The sequence below is a fragment of the Klebsiella michiganensis genome, assembly GCA_000963575.1.
GTDB lineage: Bacteria > Pseudomonadota > Gammaproteobacteria > Enterobacterales > Enterobacteriaceae > Cedecea > Cedecea michiganensis_A.
This window is the reverse complement of the sequence record CP011077.1, coordinates 726,385-742,231: the sequence shown is the minus strand read 5'-3', so window position 1 is coordinate 742,231 and position 15,847 is coordinate 726,385. Positions and strand designations below refer to the sequence as shown.

Below are 15,847 nucleotides of genomic sequence, written 5' to 3'. Positions count from 1 at the left end.
CTCTTATAAAAATTAAAATTCTTTTCTCAGCCAGCTGTTCAGTCGCTTAAACCATGAGCCAACAGAGGTCCTTTTTTCCACTTCTGCTTCACCACTGAGATGTGATTCCTTCCCGTAGTGCAGCAACCCTACTGCGGTCGAGTAATACGACTCCTGGGCATAATCAGTAAGGCCAGTAATATTCAACGGCTGGCCGATACGCACCTGCGTATGGAACACACGCTGAGCACAGGCTGCCAGGCCTTCAATTTGTGCCGCGCCGCCGGTTAACACAATCCCCGCCGCCAGGTGATGTTTAACACCCTGCTGGCGAAGCTGTTCCTGTAACTGCAAAATTTCTTCATTGACCAGGTTGAGCAGCTCGGTGTAGCGAGGCTCAATCACTTCAGCCAGCGTCTGGCGCTGAAGGCTGCGTGGTGGTCGTCCACCAACGCTCGGAACTTCAACGTTCTCGTCTTTACCGACGATAGATCCCAACGCACAACCATGGCGAACCTTAATTGCTTCCGCATCGCTCGGTGGTGTCCCGAAGGCGTAGGCGATATCGCTGGTGACCACATTCCCTGCATAAGGGATAACTTTGGTGTGGCGCAGCGCTCCGCCGGTGTAGACCGCCATATCCATGGTACCACCGCCGATGTCCACAACACAGACACCCAGCTCGCGTTCATCTTCGGTCAATACCGCATAGCTTGCGGCCAGGCCGGCAAAAATTAATTGGTCAACTTTTAAACCACAACGTTCAACGGCTTTAACAATGTTTTTCGCCATATCGTTATGGCAGGTAATCAAATGGACCTTCGCCTGCATGCGGACGCCGGATAGCCCTACTGGATTCTTGATCCCTTCCTGGTAATCAATAGCGTATTCCTGTGGAATCACATGCAGAACCCGGTGTTCATCACGAACACGCACAGATTTTGCCGTATGCACCACATTTTCAACATCTTCCTGCGTCACTTCCTCTTCCGAAATCGGCACCATGCCTATCTCGTTTTGGCAGCTGATATGCTTACCGGACAGCGCCAGGTAGACTGAAGAGATCTGGCAGTCTGCCATCAATTCAGCCTGGTCAATCGCCCGTTGAACACATTTAACCACCGACTCGAGGTCGTTTACTCCGCCTTTGTCCATACCGCGCGAAGGGCAGCTACCCACGCCAATAATATTGACCATACCGTCGGGCAGAACTTCCCCTACTAAAGCGGCAACCTTCGCGGTGCCAATCTCCAGTCCAACTACCAGTTTTCTGTCCGTCGCCTTGATCATTGTTGTTCTGCCTGTGCCTGATTCTGTTGCTGATTCGGATTAGGTACCGGAGGAGGAAGTGCCTCCCAACCCACCGCGGCGCCTGAATCGTATCGCAGGTCAACATAACTGATCCGTTTGTTGTCAGCCTGCGCCTGCTGTTGCAGAACCGGGTACAGTTCTACAAAACGATCCAGACGTTTCATCGTATCGCCCCGACCAAGGTTGAGCTTAATCCCGTTATTCAGCGTCAACTGCCAGGAACGGCGAGCGGTCATAGCCGCTTGTTTCAACGTAAATTTATCCTTTGCCAGCACCACGCCCATGTCACGGTAACCTTGCAGAACTTCGTTTTCGCTGCCTTCCGGGCCGGAAAGCATCGGCAAAGTCTGCTTACTGGTGCGCTCTGCTGGCACGCTGAAGGAATTTCCCTCTGCGTCAACCATATGCTGGTCATTCCAGCGTGCTATCGGCACATATTCAACCAGATGAATCTTCAATTCGTCCGGCCACTGCTTTCTAACGCTTGCCTGTTTGATCCAGGGCAAACGCTCTATCTGTTGTTGGATGATATTCACATCCTGGGTCATAAAAGTCCCAGGTGGCCCCAGGGCCAGAATAGACTGTCGAATATCATCATTACGCGTGTAGTGCCGCTCCCCGGTCACCACCAGCCTGGAAAGTGGCAAACGCTGGGCATCTTCCATCCAGCCCACCACTATCCAACCGCCGATAAACACGCTCAACAGTACCGCACACAGGAAAATCATCCCTGCCAGACGGGACCCGTTGCTGCGCCGAGAGCTGGCATTTTCCTCGGCACGATTACGCGCATTCAGTGCAGCCTGCGACATATCAGTCCGCCAGTTCCAAAATACGTACAACCAGCTGCGAGAAGCTCATCCCCGCCTGGCGAGCCGCCATCGGCACCAAACTATGGCTGGTCATCCCCGGAGAAGTGTTCACTTCTAGCAGGTAAAACTGACCGTCGCTATCCTGCATCACATCGACACGCCCCCAGCCGCTACAGCCAAGAATCTGCCAGGCCTGCAGAACTAATGCCTGCAATTCCTGCTCTCTTTGCTCAATTAATCCGGCAGGGCAGAAATATTGAGTTTCATCAGACAGATACTTCGCTTCATAATCATAGAAGGTTCCAGCGGGTTGGATGCGAATAGACGGTAAAATTTCCTCACCTAAAATCGCAACCGTGTACTCCGGGCCGCTCAACCATTTTTCAATCAGCACTTCTTCATCATGCTCAAAGGCCAGTTCAAGCGCGGCTGGCAGCGCATCTGCGCTCTCCACCTTAGACATGCCTACGCTGGAACCTTCACGGCTCGGCTTGACGATAACCGGTAAACCTAAGGCAGTAACACGCTCAACCAGCGCTGCGCTGAGGCCTGCCGCGAAATCCTGACGATTAACGGCAACCCATGGAGCAACGGGTAAACCTGCGCCCTGCCACAGCAGTTTGCTGCGCAGCTTATCCATAGTGATCGCTGAGGCCATCACGCCGCTGCCGGTATATGGCAGTCCAAGGAACTCCAACAGCCCTTGCAAAGTACCGTCTTCACCACCGCGACCATGCAGCGCGATAAAAACTTTGTCAAAGCCCTGGGCCTTCAGCTCAAGTACAGACTCGCTTTGTGGATCAAAAGCATGCGCATCAATCCCAGCTTCTTTGAGCCCCGCCAGCACCGCGCTGCCGGATTGCAGAGAAACCTCACGCTCAGCGGAGGTACCTCCGAGAAGAACGGCGATCTTATCAGCCATGACGCCCTTCCTCTTTAGTTTGAGGCTGCAATTTGATTTCAGCCAGGTTTCGGGCGATTTTGCCGATATTCCCGGCACCTTGAACGAGAATCAAATCATTTCCCGTCAGAACAGGGGCCAAAATTTCCGCCACCTCAGCGTGATCGGAAACCAAAATTGGGTCAACTTTTCCGCGGCCGCGAATGGTGCGGCATAAAGAGCGGCTATCGGCCCCCGGAATTGGCGCCTCACCGGCAGGATAGACCTCCAGCATCACCAGAGAGTCGACCTGTGACAGCACGCCAGCAAAGTCATCGTACAAATCACGCGTACGCGTATAGCGATGCGGCTGGAAAATCATCACCAGATTTTTATCAGGCCAACCGGCACGCGCCGCCTTAATGGTGGCATCCACTTCCGTTGGGTGGTGACCATAGTCGTCCACCAGCATAGCGGTACCCGCTTTACCATTGACCGAAGCCAGGGGATATTCACCCAGGAAGTCGAAACGACGCCCCGTTCCCTGGAAGCTTTCCAGCGCACGTAAAATGGCGTCGTCTTCGATGCCCTCTTCCGTCGCGACGGCAACCGCGGCAGCCGCATTCAGTGCGTTATGCCGGCCGGGTGCATTCAGCACCACATGCATCTCAGGCTTGTCCTGGCGCACTATGGTGAAAAAGCCCTGAGCGCCTTTCTGCTGATAATTTTCAACGCGTACATCGGCGTCGTCGCTAAAGCCATACGTCGTGATTTGACGACCCACGCGCGGCAGAAGTTCGCGAATCACCGGATCGTCTACGCACATCACCGCTCGTCCATAAAACGGCAAGTTATGCAGGAAATTAATAAACGTCTGCTTTAAATTTTCGAAGTCGCCCTGGTACGTATCCATGTGGTCGGCTTCGATATTGGTCACAATTGAGACCATCGGCTGCAGGTGCAGGAACGAAGCATCACTTTCATCAGCCTCAGCAATCAGGTAGCGACTGTTCCCCAGGCGAGCATGTACACCAGCCGCTTTTACCAGACCACCATTGACAAACGTGGGATCCAGGCCCGCTTCGGCATAAATGCTGGACACCATTGCCGTCGTCGTGGTTTTGCCATGCGTACCGGCAATAGCAATGCCGTGACGGAAACGCATCAGTTCAGCCAGCATTTCAGCACGGCGGATGACCGGAATACGTGCTTCATGGGCCGCAACAATCTCAGGGTTATCCGCAGAAATTGCTGTAGAAACAACAACCACGCTTGCATCACGCACGTTTTCCGGGCGATGGTTGAAATAAATCGTGGCACCCAGTGCCGACAACTGTTGCGTAACCGGGTTCGGCGCCAGATCGGAACCGCTGATCTGGTAACCTTCGTTAGCCAATACTTCAGCAATACCGCCCATACCGGCGCCGCCGATGCCAACAAAGTGAATGTGCCGGACGCGACGCATCTCGGGCACAATTGAACGCAGTTTCGCCAGTTGTTGTGTATTCATTCTCTAAACCTGCAAGCGGCATGCCGCCATTACATCAAATTTACGGGCGACATTTTGCCACCCACAAGTATTACGAGCGCGCTGCGGCGCTGACTTCATTTGCTACACGTTCAGTTGCATCAGGAATGGAAGCAGCGCGCGCCCGCTCGGCCATTGCCAGCAGCGTTGCTCTGTCCCACCCGGCCAGGGTACGGGTAACGGCATCCACGGTAAACTGCGGTTGCTCCAGTATTTTCGCGGCACCCGCCTGCTCCAGCGGCAACGCATTCCAGTATTGCTGCCGATCTTTGTGCTGGAACGGAACGAACAATGCGGGTAATCCCGCAGCCGCGATTTCACTCACGGTTAACGCCCCGGAGCGGCAAACCACAACGTCGGCCCATTCGTAGGCCGCGGCCATATCATCAATAAACTCGGTCACCTTATGCTGAGGCTGGCCGGCTTCAGCATAAGCCTGCTGCACAACCGCCTGACCACCTTTTCCAGTTTGGTGCCAGATAGTCACGGCCTCACCCAAACGTCCAGCCACCTGCGGTAAGGTTTGGTTCAGCACGCGAGCGCCCTGAGAGCCCCCCACAACCAGCACACGAACCGGACCTTCTCTTCCGGCAAAACGCACCTGTGGCAACGGTAATGCAAGCACGTCGGTCCGCACCGGGTTGCCGACCACATCGGCTTTAGGGAATGCGCCAGGGAAGGCTTGCATTACCTTGGTAGCAATCTTCGCCAGCCATTTATTCGTCAGACCGGCAATGCCGTTCTGTTCATGCAAGACAACAGGAATGCCAAGAGACCACGCGGCCAGGCCACCTGGTCCGGAAACATACCCGCCCATGCCCAGCACTACATCCGGTTTCCACGCCTTCATGATGGCGCGGGCCTGCCGCCAGGCGTTGAAAATACGCACAGGGGCCATCAACAAGGCTTTTACGCCCTTGCCGCGAAGACCGGAAATGCGAATGAAGTCGATCTCAATACCGTTTTTTGGCACCAAATCTGCTTCCATACGATCCGCAGTACCGAGCCAGCGAATGTCCCATCCTTCCGCCTGAAGATGATGGGCAACCGCCAGCCCCGGGAAAACATGCCCACCGGTGCCACCCGCCATCACCATCAATCGCTTCGCTTTGCCCGTCATTTGGCACTCCGTGTAAACGCCTGAGCTTTAGCCAGACGCGTTTCATAATCTATTCTCAACAGCAGCATGATCGCCGTGGACATGATCAGCAGGCTGGAACCGCCGTAACTGATAAGCGGCAGCGTCAGGCCTTTAGTTGGCAACATGCCCGCCGCAGCACCCACGTTAACCAGCGCCTGGAAGCTAAACCAGATCCCGATAGAACATGCCAGGAAGCCGGAAAAACGCTGATCCAATTCCAGCGCGCGTTTGCCGATGGACATCGCGCGAAAAGCGACGAAGAATACCATCAAAAGTGCAAGCACCACACCGATATATCCCAGCTCCTCACCGATGATCGAGAAGATAAAGTCAGTGTGTGCTTCAGGCAGATATTCCAGTTTCTGAACCGAGTTCCCCAGCCCTTGCCCCCACAGTTCACCGCGCCCGAAAGCCATCAGCGATTGCGTTAGCTGGTAGCCGCTGCCGAATGGATCTTCCCACGGGTTCCAGAACGAGGTTACGCGGCGAATACGGTAAGGCTCGGCGAGGATCAGCAGAATAACTGCCGAGATCCCCATTCCGATGATCGCAATGAACTGCCATAACTTAGCACCCGCCAGGAACAGCATCGCCAGCGTAGTGACAAACAGCACAACCACGGTACCGAGGTCAGGCTGGGCCAGCAGCAGAACGGCCATCACCAGAATCACGCCCATTGGCTTCAGGAAGCCACGCAGGTTGTTTCGAACTTCATCAACCTTACGCACAAGGTAGTTTGCGAGATAGCAGAACAGCGACAGCTTGGAGAATTCAGCGGGCTGAATACGCAGCGGGCCGAAGGCAATCCAGCGTGATGCCCCGTTAACAGAGCTACCGACAACAAGCACAATCAGCAGCATAACGATCGAAGCCAGCAGCATCGCCGTGCTGTGGCGCTGCCAAAAATCCATCGGTAAACGCAGCGTCACCATAGCCAGCACAAATGCAACGATGATGTATAACCCGTCGCGTTTTGCGAACAGGAAGGGATCGTTAGCCAGGCGTTGGCCCACCGGCATTGACGCAGAGGTCACCATAATAAAGCCAATCGCCGCCAGGCCGAAGGTCAGCCAGAGTAGCGTGCGGTCGTACAGCACCATGCTGTTGGCGTCCGCCTCGCGGGAGCCCATTACCCACCCTTTTAACGCCGAAGCGACCCAGGCCAGGATACCAAACCCTGGAATGCGGGGGACGCGAAGGCGAGGGAGAGATAAACGCATCAGCCGAGCTCCTTCGCTAATTGAGTAAACATATCGCCGCGCTGTTCAAAGTTTTTAAACTGATCGAGGCTGGCGCAGGCTGGAGAGAGCAGCACCATATCGCCGGATTCCACGCGGTCGGCGGCAAGCTTCATTGCCTGCTCCATGGTTTCTGTCTGCTCGGCAATATCCGGACGTAACCCGGCCAGTTCAGCTCCATCACGACCAAAGCAGTACAGGCGCACGCGGTCGCCCTGAAGGTAGCGGGCTAAAGGTGAGAAATCAGCAGATTTACCATCGCCACCCAACAGCAGATGCAGCGTCCCTTCAACATGCAGGCCGTTAAGCGCCGCTTCGGTGCTGCCTACGTTGGTTGCTTTGGAGTCGTTGATCCAGCGCACGCCGTTCCGTTCCCAGGCCAACTGGAAACGGTGAGCCAGGCCGGTATAGGTAGTCAGTGCTTTCAGGCTGCTGGAGCGGGGAAGATTCACCGCATCCGCCAGCGCCAGCGCCGCCAGAGCGTTGGTGTAGTTGTGCTGCCCGACCAGTTTCATCTCTTTGGTGTTGAGGATTTTCTCCCCTTTGACCCGCAGCCAGGTATCCCCTTGCTGACGATTAAGATGGTAATCACCGACATCGACACCAAAGCTAATGCAGCGCTCGTCCGCGCCACGCACCGGCATCGTCAGCGCATCGTCCGCGTTGACCACGCAAACTTTCGCATTTTCATAGATACTCAACTTTGCCGCGCGGTACTGCTGCATCCCGAACGGATAGCGATCCATATGATCTTCAGTCACGTTCAGAACGGTCGCCGCCGCAGCCTTCAGGCTATGCGTGGTTTCCAGCTGGAAGCTGGAGAGCTCCAATACATAAAGCTCGCAGCCTTTATCCAGCAGCATCAATGCCGGCAGGCCAATATTTCCGCCCACGCCCACGTTCACACCCGCCGCTTTCGCCATCTCTCCCACCAGGGTGGTCACGGTACTTTTGCCGTTGGAGCCGGTAATGGCGACAATCGGGGCCTGGGCTTCACGGCAAAACAGCTCGATGTCGCCGATAATCTCGATGCCGGCATCCGCCGCGGCGCTCAGGGCTGGAGTCGCAAGCGCCACGCCAGGGCTGGCAATAATCAAATCCGCCGCCAGGAGCCAGTCTTCATTCAGCGAACCGATATGGCGATCAACGTTCTCAGGCAGTTTATCAAGACCAGGAGGGGAGATGCGGGAGTCCATTACGCGTGGCGTAACGCCGCGCGCAAGGAAGAAATCCACGCAGGACAGGCCCGTAAGGCCCAGTCCGATGATGACAACTTTTTTACCCTGGTAATCTGCCATGTTTAGCGAACCTTCAGCGTAGCGAGGCCAATCAGCACCAGCATCAGCGAAATAATCCAGAAGCGCACAATAACGCGCGGCTCCGGCCAGCCTTTCAATTCATAGTGGTGGTGAATCGGTGCCATGCGGAAAATACGCTGCCCACGAAGCTTGAACGAGCCTACCTGCAGGATCACCGATAACGTTTCAACGACGAACACACCGCCCATAATCACCAGCAAGAACTCCTGACGCAGCAGCACCGCGATAGTCCCCAGCGCCCCGCCGAGAGCCAGAGAGCCTACGTCACCCATAAAGACCTGAGCCGGGTAGGTGTTGAACCACAGGAAACCCAGACCTGCGCCGACAATCGCCGTACAGACGATAACCAGTTCCCCCGCATGGCGCAGGTAAGGAATGTGCAGGTAACCCGCAAAGTTCATGTTCCCCGTAGCCCATGCCACCAGCGCAAAACCGGCAGCCACGAACACCGTAGGCATAATCGCCAGGCCATCAAGACCATCGGTCAGGTTTACCGCATTACCGGTACCGACAATGACAAAGTAGGCAAGCAGCACGTAGAACAGACCAAGCTGCGGCATGACGTCCTTGAAGAACGGCACAACCAGTTCAGTGGCAGGCGTCCCTTTCCCGGCGGCATACATCGTGAAAGCCACTACCAGCGCAATCACCGACATCCAGAAGTATTTCCAGCGCGCAATCAGCCCTTTGGTGTCCTTTCTGACCACTTTGCGGTAGTCATCGACAAAGCCAACGATCCCGAAGCCTATCAGGACAAACAGCACGCACCAGACATAAGGGTTGGAGGGATAAGCCCACATCAGCACGGATACCACAATGGCGGTCAGGATCATGATCCCGCCCATGGTTGGTGTCCCTTTCTTGCTAAAGTGCGACTCAGGGCCATCGTTACGCACAACTTGCCCGAAGGAGAGTTGCTGTAAACGCGCGATCATCCGCGGCCCCATCCACAGGGAGATAAACAGAGCGGTCAGCAGGCTGACGATGGCGCGAAACGTCAGATAGGAAAAGACGTTAAAGCCGGAATAATATTTGACCAAATGTTCGGCCAGCCAAACTAGCATGCTTGTTTCTCCTGTAATGCGCGAACCACCTCTTCCATGGCCGCACTACGTGAACCTTTCACCAAAATGGTTAAAATTGAGTGTTCCGCAATAAGCGCTTTCAAACGCGCCACCACGGCCTGTTTATCGGTAAAATGTTCACCAACGTCTGATGCGTCACTGAGCGTCTGGCTTAACACGCCGACGCTCAGAACGCAGTCAATGCCCGCAGCTTTTGCCGCTTCGCCAACCTGACGATGACAAGCTTCAGCTTCATCACCCAGCTCCCCCATATCGCCAACCACCATCACGCGGTAGCCCGGCATTTCTGACAGCACCTGCGCCGCCGCGGTCATTGAGCCCACATTAGCGTTGTAGCTGTCATCCAGCAGCAGCTGATTTTCTGCCAGTTGAATAGGGAACAGTCGGCCTGGCACGGCTTTAAGCTCCGCGAGCCCCGCTTTTATGGCTTCGGGCGTTGCGCCGACGGCCATCGCCAGCGCGGTAGCCGCCAGCGCGTTAGCAATATTGTGCCGACCCGGCAGCGGCAGAACGACATCAACATCGCCCTGAGGCGTATGCAGCGTAAATTCAGTGCCGTGGGAGGTAATATGGATATTCGTCGCGGTGAAATCACTCCCGGCGGCATTCGGTGAGAAGCGCCAGGTTTTGCGATCGCCAATGATAGCCTGCCAGTTCAGCCAGTCGTTATTATCGGCGTTAAGGATCGCCGTACCGTTTGCCGCCAGGCCGGTAAAGATCTCGCCTTTCGCTTTCGCAACGCCGGCCAGTGAGCCAAAGCCTTCAAGGTGCGCGGCCGCCAGGTTATTCACCAGCGCAGCTTCGGGCCGCGTTAAGCCTACGGTCCATGCGATTTCGCCCTGGTGGTTTGCCCCCAGCTCGATAACGGCATAATCATATTCTGGGGTCAGACGCAGTAGCGTCATCGGCACGCCGATATCGTTATTCAGATTGCCTGCGGTATAGAGTGTATTGCCACACTGCCGCAGGATAGAAGCCGCCATTTCCTTCACAGAGGTTTTGCCGGAAGAGCCTGTTAAGGCAACAACGCGAGTGGGCACCTGCTGGCGAACCCACGCGCCTAGCTCGCCAAAAGCAAGACGAGTATCGGCCACAACCAGCTGTGGCACATCAATATCCAGCTTACGGTTAACCAGTAGCGCGCCTGCACCGCCCTGCACCGCATCGGCAGCAAAGTCATGGGCGTCAAAACGTTCGCCTTTCAGCGCGACAAACAGGCAACCAGCCGTCAGCTTACGGGTATCCGTTGTGACATCGATAATGTCAGCATCTGCGCCATGTAGCTGTCCATTGAGAATGGACGCCAGTTGCTTCAGGGAGACGCGGATCATGCCACCACCCCCAGCAGACGAGCCGCTGTTACGCGGTCGGAGTAATCCAGACGACGGTTACCGACAATCTGATAATCCTCGTGCCCTTTACCTGCCAGCAGAACGACATCATTCTCTTTGGCCTGCATAATCGCGTTGGTCACCGCTTCTGCACGCCCCAACACAACATGCGCCCGCCCTGCGTCCAGCATACCGGTCAGAATATCGTCGACGATGGCCTTCGGCTCTTCGGTACGTGGGTTGTCATCGGTCACCACCACCACATCGGCGTATTGCTCGGCAATACCGCCCATGATAGGCCGCTTACCTTTGTCGCGGTCGCCGCCGCAGCCAAACACGCACCACAGCTTGCCGGAACAGTGCAGCCGGGCCGCCTGCAGCGCTTTTTCCAGCGCATCCGGCGTGTGGGCATAGTCCACCACCACGGTCGGTTTGCCGGCGGCGCTGAACACTTCCATTCGCCCGCAAACAGGCTGCAGACGTGGACCAGTTTCAATTAATGCTTTGAGCGGGTAATCCAGCGCCAGCAACGTGGCTAAAGCCAACAGCAGGTTGCTTACGTTAAACGCGCCCATCAGACGGCTTTCGATCTCGCCTTCACCCCACGATGAACTGAAGCGAATCGTCGCCCCACCGTCGTGATAAATCACTTCGTCAGCCTTCAGCCAGCGCCCATGCGCCCCCGGCTCAAGGTTATTTTCCATGGTGACCGCAACGGCATCTGGCAGGCGCATCAACCAGCGGTGACCCACTTCGTCATCGGCGTTAATGATCGCCTGGCCGCAGTCATGCTCGGAAAACAACAGCCACTTAGCGGCTTCGTAATTCGCCATATCGCCGTGATAATCAAGGTGATCGCGACTTAAATTGGTAAACACGGACGCGGCAAATTTCAGCGCCGCGACGCGGTGCTGAACTAGGCCATGGGATGAGACTTCCATGGCGCCAAAGGTTGCGCCTTGCCCCTTCAGGCTCGCCAGGACGTGCTGTACGTCTACCGCAGAGCCTGTGGTATTTTCAGTCGGCACAACCTGCCCGAGCAGGCCATTGCCCACGGTGCCCATCACGGCGCTGGTTTCACCCAATAACTGCGCCCACTGCGCCAACAGTTGAGTGGTTGTCGTTTTGCCGTTGGTGCCGGTGACGCCGACCAGCCGCAAGGATTCAGAAGGCTGGTGATAGAAACGGCCTGCCAGCGCAGACAGTCGCTGATGCAGCTGACTCAGGTAAATGACCGGTACGCCGTGCATCTCGCGAACTTCGCCATCCGCCGCTTCACCGTCCGCTTCTGCGATCACGGCAGCCACACCCTGTGCTATCGCCTGCGGGATATAACGACGCCCGTCCGCCTGATGACCGACCACAGCCACAAAAAGATCCCCCGCAGCCGCCACGCGGCTGTCGAGTGTCATCTCTCGCAGCGCTCTCGCAGGTAGTCCGGCTACCCACGGAGCAAGAAGGTCGCTCAAATTACGATCTGCCACCTGATGCCTCTTTCTGATTAATTACAAATTCGCTTTTTTCACCGGTTGCCAGCGCATCCGGCTCGATGTTCATGGTGCGCAGTACGCCGCCCATGATGGCACCGAACACAGGTGCAGATACGGCACCGCCGTAATACTTACCGCCCTGCGGGTCATTGATAACCACCACCAGCGCAAATCGCGGCTGGCTGGCTGGCGCAACGCCTGCGGTGTAAGCAATGTATTTGTTTATATACTTACCGTCCGGCCCGACTTTTTTCGCAGTACCGGTTTTAATAGCAATACGGTAGCCCTTAATGGCCGCCTTCACGCCGCCGCCGCCGGGCAGCGCCACGCTTTCCATCATGTGCACCACGGTGCGTACGGTAGATTCAGCAAAGATACGCTCGCCGGGAACCGGCGGGTCAACTTTGGTAATCGACAGCGGGCGATAGATGCCGTAGCTGCCAATCGTTGCGTAGACTCGCGCTAACTGTAACGGGGTTACCATTAGCCCATAGCCGAAAGAGAAGGTGGCCCTCTCTATGTCAGACCACCGTTGTTTTTGAGGATATAAGCCACTGCGTTCCCCGACCAACCCCAAATTGGTCGCTTTTCCCAGTCCAAAACGTGAGTAAGTATCTACTAACGCTGAGGAGGGCATCGCTAACGCCAGCTTAGAAACACCGACGTTACTCGACTTCTGTAGAACCCCGGTAAGGGTCAATTCGCTGTACCGCGCCACATCTTTGATCTCATGACCATTAATGCGGTACGGAATAGTATTCAGCACGGTATTTTCATTCACCACGCCACGCTGCAGCGCGGTCATCACCACCATTGGCTTAACGGTGGAACCCGGCTCGAAGACGTCGGTGATGGTGCGGTTACGCATCACGTCTTTTGCCGTGCCGGTCAGGTTATTCGGGTTGTAGGACGGGCTGTTCGCCATTGCCAGGACTTCACCAGTATTCACGTCAACTAAAACGGCGCTGCCCGATTCGGCTTTGTTAAAGGCAACGGCATTATTCAGTTCGCGATAGACCAGCGCCTGCAGGCGTTCATCAATGCTCAAAGCCAGGTTATGGGCGGCCTGGCTGTCGGTAGAGGAAATGTCTTCGATAACGCGCCCGTAGCGATCTTTACGCACCACGCGTTCGCCGGGCTGGCCAGTGAGCCATTTATCAAAGCTTTTTTCCACCCCCTCGATCCCTTCGCTGTCCACGTTAGTAAAACCGATAAGGTGAGCAGTCACTTCGCCTGATGGATAGTAGCGACGAGACTCCTGGCGAAGATGTATCCCCGGAAGCTTGAGCTTTTTGATGTAGTCGCCAATATCCGGGTTAACCTGGCGAGCGAGATAAATAAACCGCCCATTTGGGTTGCTGTTCACGCGGGATGAAAGCTGGTCGAGAGGAATTTTTAGGGCATCTGCCAGCGCCTTCCAGCGGTTATCCAGCGTCACGCCGCCAGCATCGTGCAGCTCTTTTGGATCGGCCCATACGGCATTTACCGGTACGCTAACCGCAAGAGGACGTCCCGCGCGATCGCTTATCATGCCGCGGGAGGTTGAGACTTCCTGGACGCGCAGTGAACGCATGTCACCCTGACGTACAAGCATGTCCGGGTTGATTATCTGCAGCCAGGCAACACGACCAAGCAGAAAAGTCAGCGCCAACAGAATGCAACCGCAAAGCAACGCAAAACGCCAACTGACAAAGTTGGCCTGTTCTTCCTGACGTTTTGGTTTAAGCGCTTTTGCCGCTGCTCTCATCTGTCGCACTATTCCTTATTGCTGAACTACGATGTTTTCCTGCGAAGGATCGACATGCTGCAACTGCAGCTTTTCCGTGGCGATCCGTTCTACCCGGCTGTGATCGCCGAGCGCGTTTTCTTCAAGAATCAGGTTGCGCCATTCAATATCCAGCGCATCACGTTCGAGTACCATCTGCTCACGCTGTGCGGTAAGCAGACGGGTATGGTGTGCCGTAGTGACCACGGAAACTGCGGTCACTATGATGGCGACGAACAAGCAAAGTGCCAGTTTCCCATGACGCAGAAGATCGCCGCCAATCACGGCAGGCAAAGCATGGCGCTCGTTGCTGCCGAGCTGCGTCATTCTGCTGAGGGTTTCTGTCACCCGATTGATCATGCGCTAGTCCTCTCTGCGATACGCAAAACAGAACTACGGGCACGCGGGTTTTCCGCCACTTCTTCTTCGCCCGGCATCAGTTTACCTAACGCTTTCAACTGGCGACCGCCCAGCTTATTCAGCTGAGCTTCCGTCATCGGTAAACCGGCCGGAACCTGTGGCCCTCGGCTGTTTTCACGCATAAAGCGTTTAACGATGCGGTCTTCCAGAGAATGGAAACTGATTATCGATAAACGACCGCCAGGAGATAACGCCTCCAGCGAGCCATTCAGCGCTTTCTCAATTTCATCCAGCTCGCTGTTGATCCAAATGCGGATGGCCTGGAACGTACGGGTCGCCGGATGCTTGAATTTATCTTTAACTGGCATCGCAGCAGACACGACGGCCGCCAGCTCTTTGGTACGTGTCATCGGCTCTTCGCGGTTACGCTCAACGATGGCGCGTGCAATACGTTTTCCAAAACGTTCTTCACCAAAGGTTTTAATCACCCAGGCAATATCGGCTTCTTCCGCCGTCATCAGCCATTGGGCAGCAGACTGGCCCCGGGTTGGGTCCATACGCATATCCAGCGGCCCATCACGCATAAATGAGAAACCGCGCTCTGCATCATCCAGCTGCGGTGAAGAGACGCCGAGATCCAGCAAAATGCCGTCGATCTTGCCGTCCAGTTCGCGCTCACGAGCGTAATCTGCCAGCGCAGAGAATGGGCCATGAATGATGGAGAAGCGTGGGTCATCGATAGCGGCAGCCGCGGCGATCGCCTGCGGATCGCGGTCGATCGCCAGTAGCCGTCCTTGCTCACCGAGCTGGGACAGAATCAGGCGTGAGTGACCACCACGACCAAAAGTGCCATCAATGTAGATGCCGTCAGGACGAATATTCAGGCCGTTCACGGCCTCGTCCAGCAGCACCGTAGTATGTTTAAAATTTTCCATCATTTCTAAAGTGACAAGTCCTGCAGACGATCCGACAAGGTGTTTGTCGAACCCTGCTCAGCGTCGATATCTTCCTTGACCTGTTGATGCCAGGTCGCCTCATCCCACAGCTCAAACTTATTGAACTGGCCGACCAGCATGACTTCTTTGGTAAGCCCGGCGTGCTGCCGTAAAACTGGCGCCAGCAGCAACCGCCCGGCGCTATCCATCTGACATTCACTGGCATGTCCCAATAACAGGCGCTGAACGCGGCGTTCTGCGGGGTTCATGCTCGACAGACGGGCAAGCTTTTGTTCAATGATTTCCCACTCAGGAACGGTATAAAGCAGCAGGCAGGGGTGATGGATGTCGATGGTACAAACCATCTGACCTTCAGAGATTTCGATCAGCTTTTCCCTGTAACGGGTAGGTACGGCGAGCCGCCCCTTGCTGTCGAGATTGACTAACGTTGCCCCACGGAACATGCCAGCCTCACCCTTTAATGACCCATTTCACCACTTTAACCCACAAATTCCCACATAAAGGAGTTTACGGAGGGGAGGAAAACCTTGTCAAGCCAGCCAGGCTGCTTACGGGAATAAATTCCCGCGCCTAAGCGATTGATTAATGGCTGGCGTGAAAAAGCCCGCATTGGCGAGGCAAAATTAACGTTATGAATATTTGAAAGAAAAAG

The 15,847-nt window shown here is 55.5% G+C and carries 14 protein-coding genes; all 14 read right to left on the bottom strand.

From position 1 onward, the window contains the following. Window positions 1-12: 12 nt before the first annotated feature. Window positions 13-1,269, bottom strand: a complete 1,257-nt coding sequence (gene ftsA, locus VW41_03515; protein ID AJZ88182.1) for a cell division protein FtsA — start codon at window positions 1,267-1,269, stop codon at window positions 13-15. Continuing rightward, window positions 1,266-2,102: a cell division protein FtsQ gene (locus VW41_03510; protein AJZ88181.1), complete on the bottom strand. Its 837-nt coding sequence runs from the start codon at window positions 2,100-2,102 to the stop codon at window positions 1,266-1,268. Before VW41_03510 ends, ftsA begins: the two co-directional genes overlap by 4 nt. 1 nt (window position 2,103) lies before the next feature. Then, window positions 2,104-3,024, bottom strand: a complete 921-nt coding sequence (gene ddl, locus VW41_03505) for a D-alanine--D-alanine ligase (GenBank protein ID AJZ88180.1) — start codon at window positions 3,022-3,024, stop codon at window positions 2,104-2,106. Further along, a complete protein-coding gene (locus VW41_03500; protein ID AJZ88179.1) occupies window positions 3,017-4,492 on the bottom strand; it encodes a UDP-N-acetylmuramate--alanine ligase in 1,476 nt (491 codons plus the stop codon). Before VW41_03500 ends, ddl begins: the two co-directional genes overlap by 8 nt. A gap of 70 nt (window positions 4,493-4,562) precedes the next feature. Next, complete coding sequence (gene murG, locus VW41_03495; GenBank protein AJZ88178.1) at window positions 4,563-5,630, bottom strand: UDP-diphospho-muramoylpentapeptide beta-N- acetylglucosaminyltransferase; 1,068 nt, start codon at window positions 5,628-5,630, stop codon at window positions 4,563-4,565. Beyond that, the gene (locus tag VW41_03490) at window positions 5,627-6,871 is read right to left on the bottom strand and encodes a flippase (protein ID AJZ88177.1); all 1,245 of its coding nucleotides are present in this window, start codon (window positions 6,869-6,871) and stop codon (window positions 5,627-5,629) included. Before VW41_03490 ends, murG begins: the two co-directional genes overlap by 4 nt. Beyond that, the gene (gene murD, locus VW41_03485; GenBank protein AJZ88176.1) at window positions 6,871-8,187 is read right to left on the bottom strand and encodes a UDP-N-acetylmuramoyl-L-alanyl-D-glutamate synthetase; all 1,317 of its coding nucleotides are present in this window, start codon (window positions 8,185-8,187) and stop codon (window positions 6,871-6,873) included. Before murD ends, VW41_03490 begins: the two co-directional genes overlap by 1 nt. Window positions 8,188-8,189: 2 nt before the next feature. Continuing rightward, window positions 8,190-9,272, bottom strand: coding sequence for a phospho-N-acetylmuramoyl-pentapeptide-transferase (gene mraY / locus VW41_03480; protein ID AJZ88175.1), 1,083 nt, complete (start codon window positions 9,270-9,272; stop codon window positions 8,190-8,192). Then, entirely contained in the window at window positions 9,266-10,624 is a 1,359-nt protein-coding gene (gene murF / locus VW41_03475) for a UDP-N-acetylmuramoyl-tripeptide--D-alanyl-D-alanine ligase (GenBank protein AJZ88174.1), read from the bottom strand. Before murF ends, mraY begins: the two co-directional genes overlap by 7 nt. Continuing rightward, on the bottom strand, window positions 10,621-12,108 hold the full coding sequence (murE, locus tag VW41_03470; GenBank protein AJZ88173.1) for a UDP-N-acetylmuramoylalanyl-D-glutamate--2,6-diaminopimelate ligase: 1,488 nt from the start codon (window positions 12,106-12,108) through the stop codon (window positions 10,621-10,623). Before murE ends, murF begins: the two co-directional genes overlap by 4 nt. Continuing rightward, the gene (locus VW41_03465) at window positions 12,095-13,861 is read right to left on the bottom strand and encodes a cell division protein FtsI (protein AJZ88172.1); all 1,767 of its coding nucleotides are present in this window, start codon (window positions 13,859-13,861) and stop codon (window positions 12,095-12,097) included. The genes murE and VW41_03465 overlap by 14 nt, the downstream gene beginning before the upstream one ends. Before the next feature lie 15 nt (window positions 13,862-13,876). Continuing rightward, complete coding sequence (locus VW41_03460; GenBank protein AJZ88171.1) at window positions 13,877-14,239, bottom strand: cell division protein FtsL; 363 nt, start codon at window positions 14,237-14,239, stop codon at window positions 13,877-13,879. Then, a complete protein-coding gene (locus tag VW41_03455; GenBank protein ID AJZ88170.1) occupies window positions 14,236-15,177 on the bottom strand; it encodes a 16S rRNA methyltransferase in 942 nt (313 codons plus the stop codon). Before VW41_03455 ends, VW41_03460 begins: the two co-directional genes overlap by 4 nt. Window positions 15,178-15,179: 2 nt before the next feature. Next, on the bottom strand, window positions 15,180-15,638 hold the full coding sequence (locus VW41_03450) for a cell division protein MraZ (GenBank protein ID AJZ88169.1): 459 nt from the start codon (window positions 15,636-15,638) through the stop codon (window positions 15,180-15,182). Window positions 15,639-15,847 lie beyond the last annotated feature (209 nt).

What these genes read in the sequence shown, in the direction of transcription:
- VW41_03450 (AJZ88169.1), bottom strand. Translation starts at nt 15,638, where the DNA reads ATGTTCCGTGGGGCAACGTTAGTCAATCTCGACAGCAAGGGGCGGCTC.
- mraY (AJZ88175.1), bottom strand. Translation starts at nt 9,272, where the DNA reads ATGCTAGTTTGGCTGGCCGAACATTTGGTCAAATATTATTCCGGCTTT.
- VW41_03510 (AJZ88181.1), bottom strand. Translation starts at nt 2,102, where the DNA reads ATGTCGCAGGCTGCACTGAATGCGCGTAATCGTGCCGAGGAAAATGCC.
- VW41_03500 (AJZ88179.1), bottom strand. Translation starts at nt 4,492, where the DNA reads ATGAATACACAACAACTGGCGAAACTGCGTTCAATTGTGCCCGAGATG.
- VW41_03465 (AJZ88172.1), bottom strand. Translation starts at nt 13,861, where the DNA reads ATGAGAGCAGCGGCAAAAGCGCTTAAACCAAAACGTCAGGAAGAACAG.
- ftsA (AJZ88182.1), bottom strand. Translation starts at nt 1,269, where the DNA reads ATGATCAAGGCGACGGACAGAAAACTGGTAGTTGGACTGGAGATTGGC.
- VW41_03460 (AJZ88171.1), bottom strand. Translation starts at nt 14,239, where the DNA reads ATGATCAATCGGGTGACAGAAACCCTCAGCAGAATGACGCAGCTCGGC.
- murF (AJZ88174.1), bottom strand. Translation starts at nt 10,624, where the DNA reads ATGATCCGCGTCTCCCTGAAGCAACTGGCGTCCATTCTCAATGGACAG.
- ddl (AJZ88180.1), bottom strand. Translation starts at nt 3,024, where the DNA reads ATGGCTGATAAGATCGCCGTTCTTCTCGGAGGTACCTCCGCTGAGCGT.
- VW41_03490 (AJZ88177.1), bottom strand. Translation starts at nt 6,871, where the DNA reads ATGCGTTTATCTCTCCCTCGCCTTCGCGTCCCCCGCATTCCAGGGTTT.
- murG (AJZ88178.1), bottom strand. Translation starts at nt 5,630, where the DNA reads ATGACGGGCAAAGCGAAGCGATTGATGGTGATGGCGGGTGGCACCGGT.
- VW41_03455 (AJZ88170.1), bottom strand. Translation starts at nt 15,177, where the DNA reads ATGATGGAAAATTTTAAACATACTACGGTGCTGCTGGACGAGGCCGTG.
- murD (AJZ88176.1), bottom strand. Translation starts at nt 8,187, where the DNA reads ATGGCAGATTACCAGGGTAAAAAAGTTGTCATCATCGGACTGGGCCTT.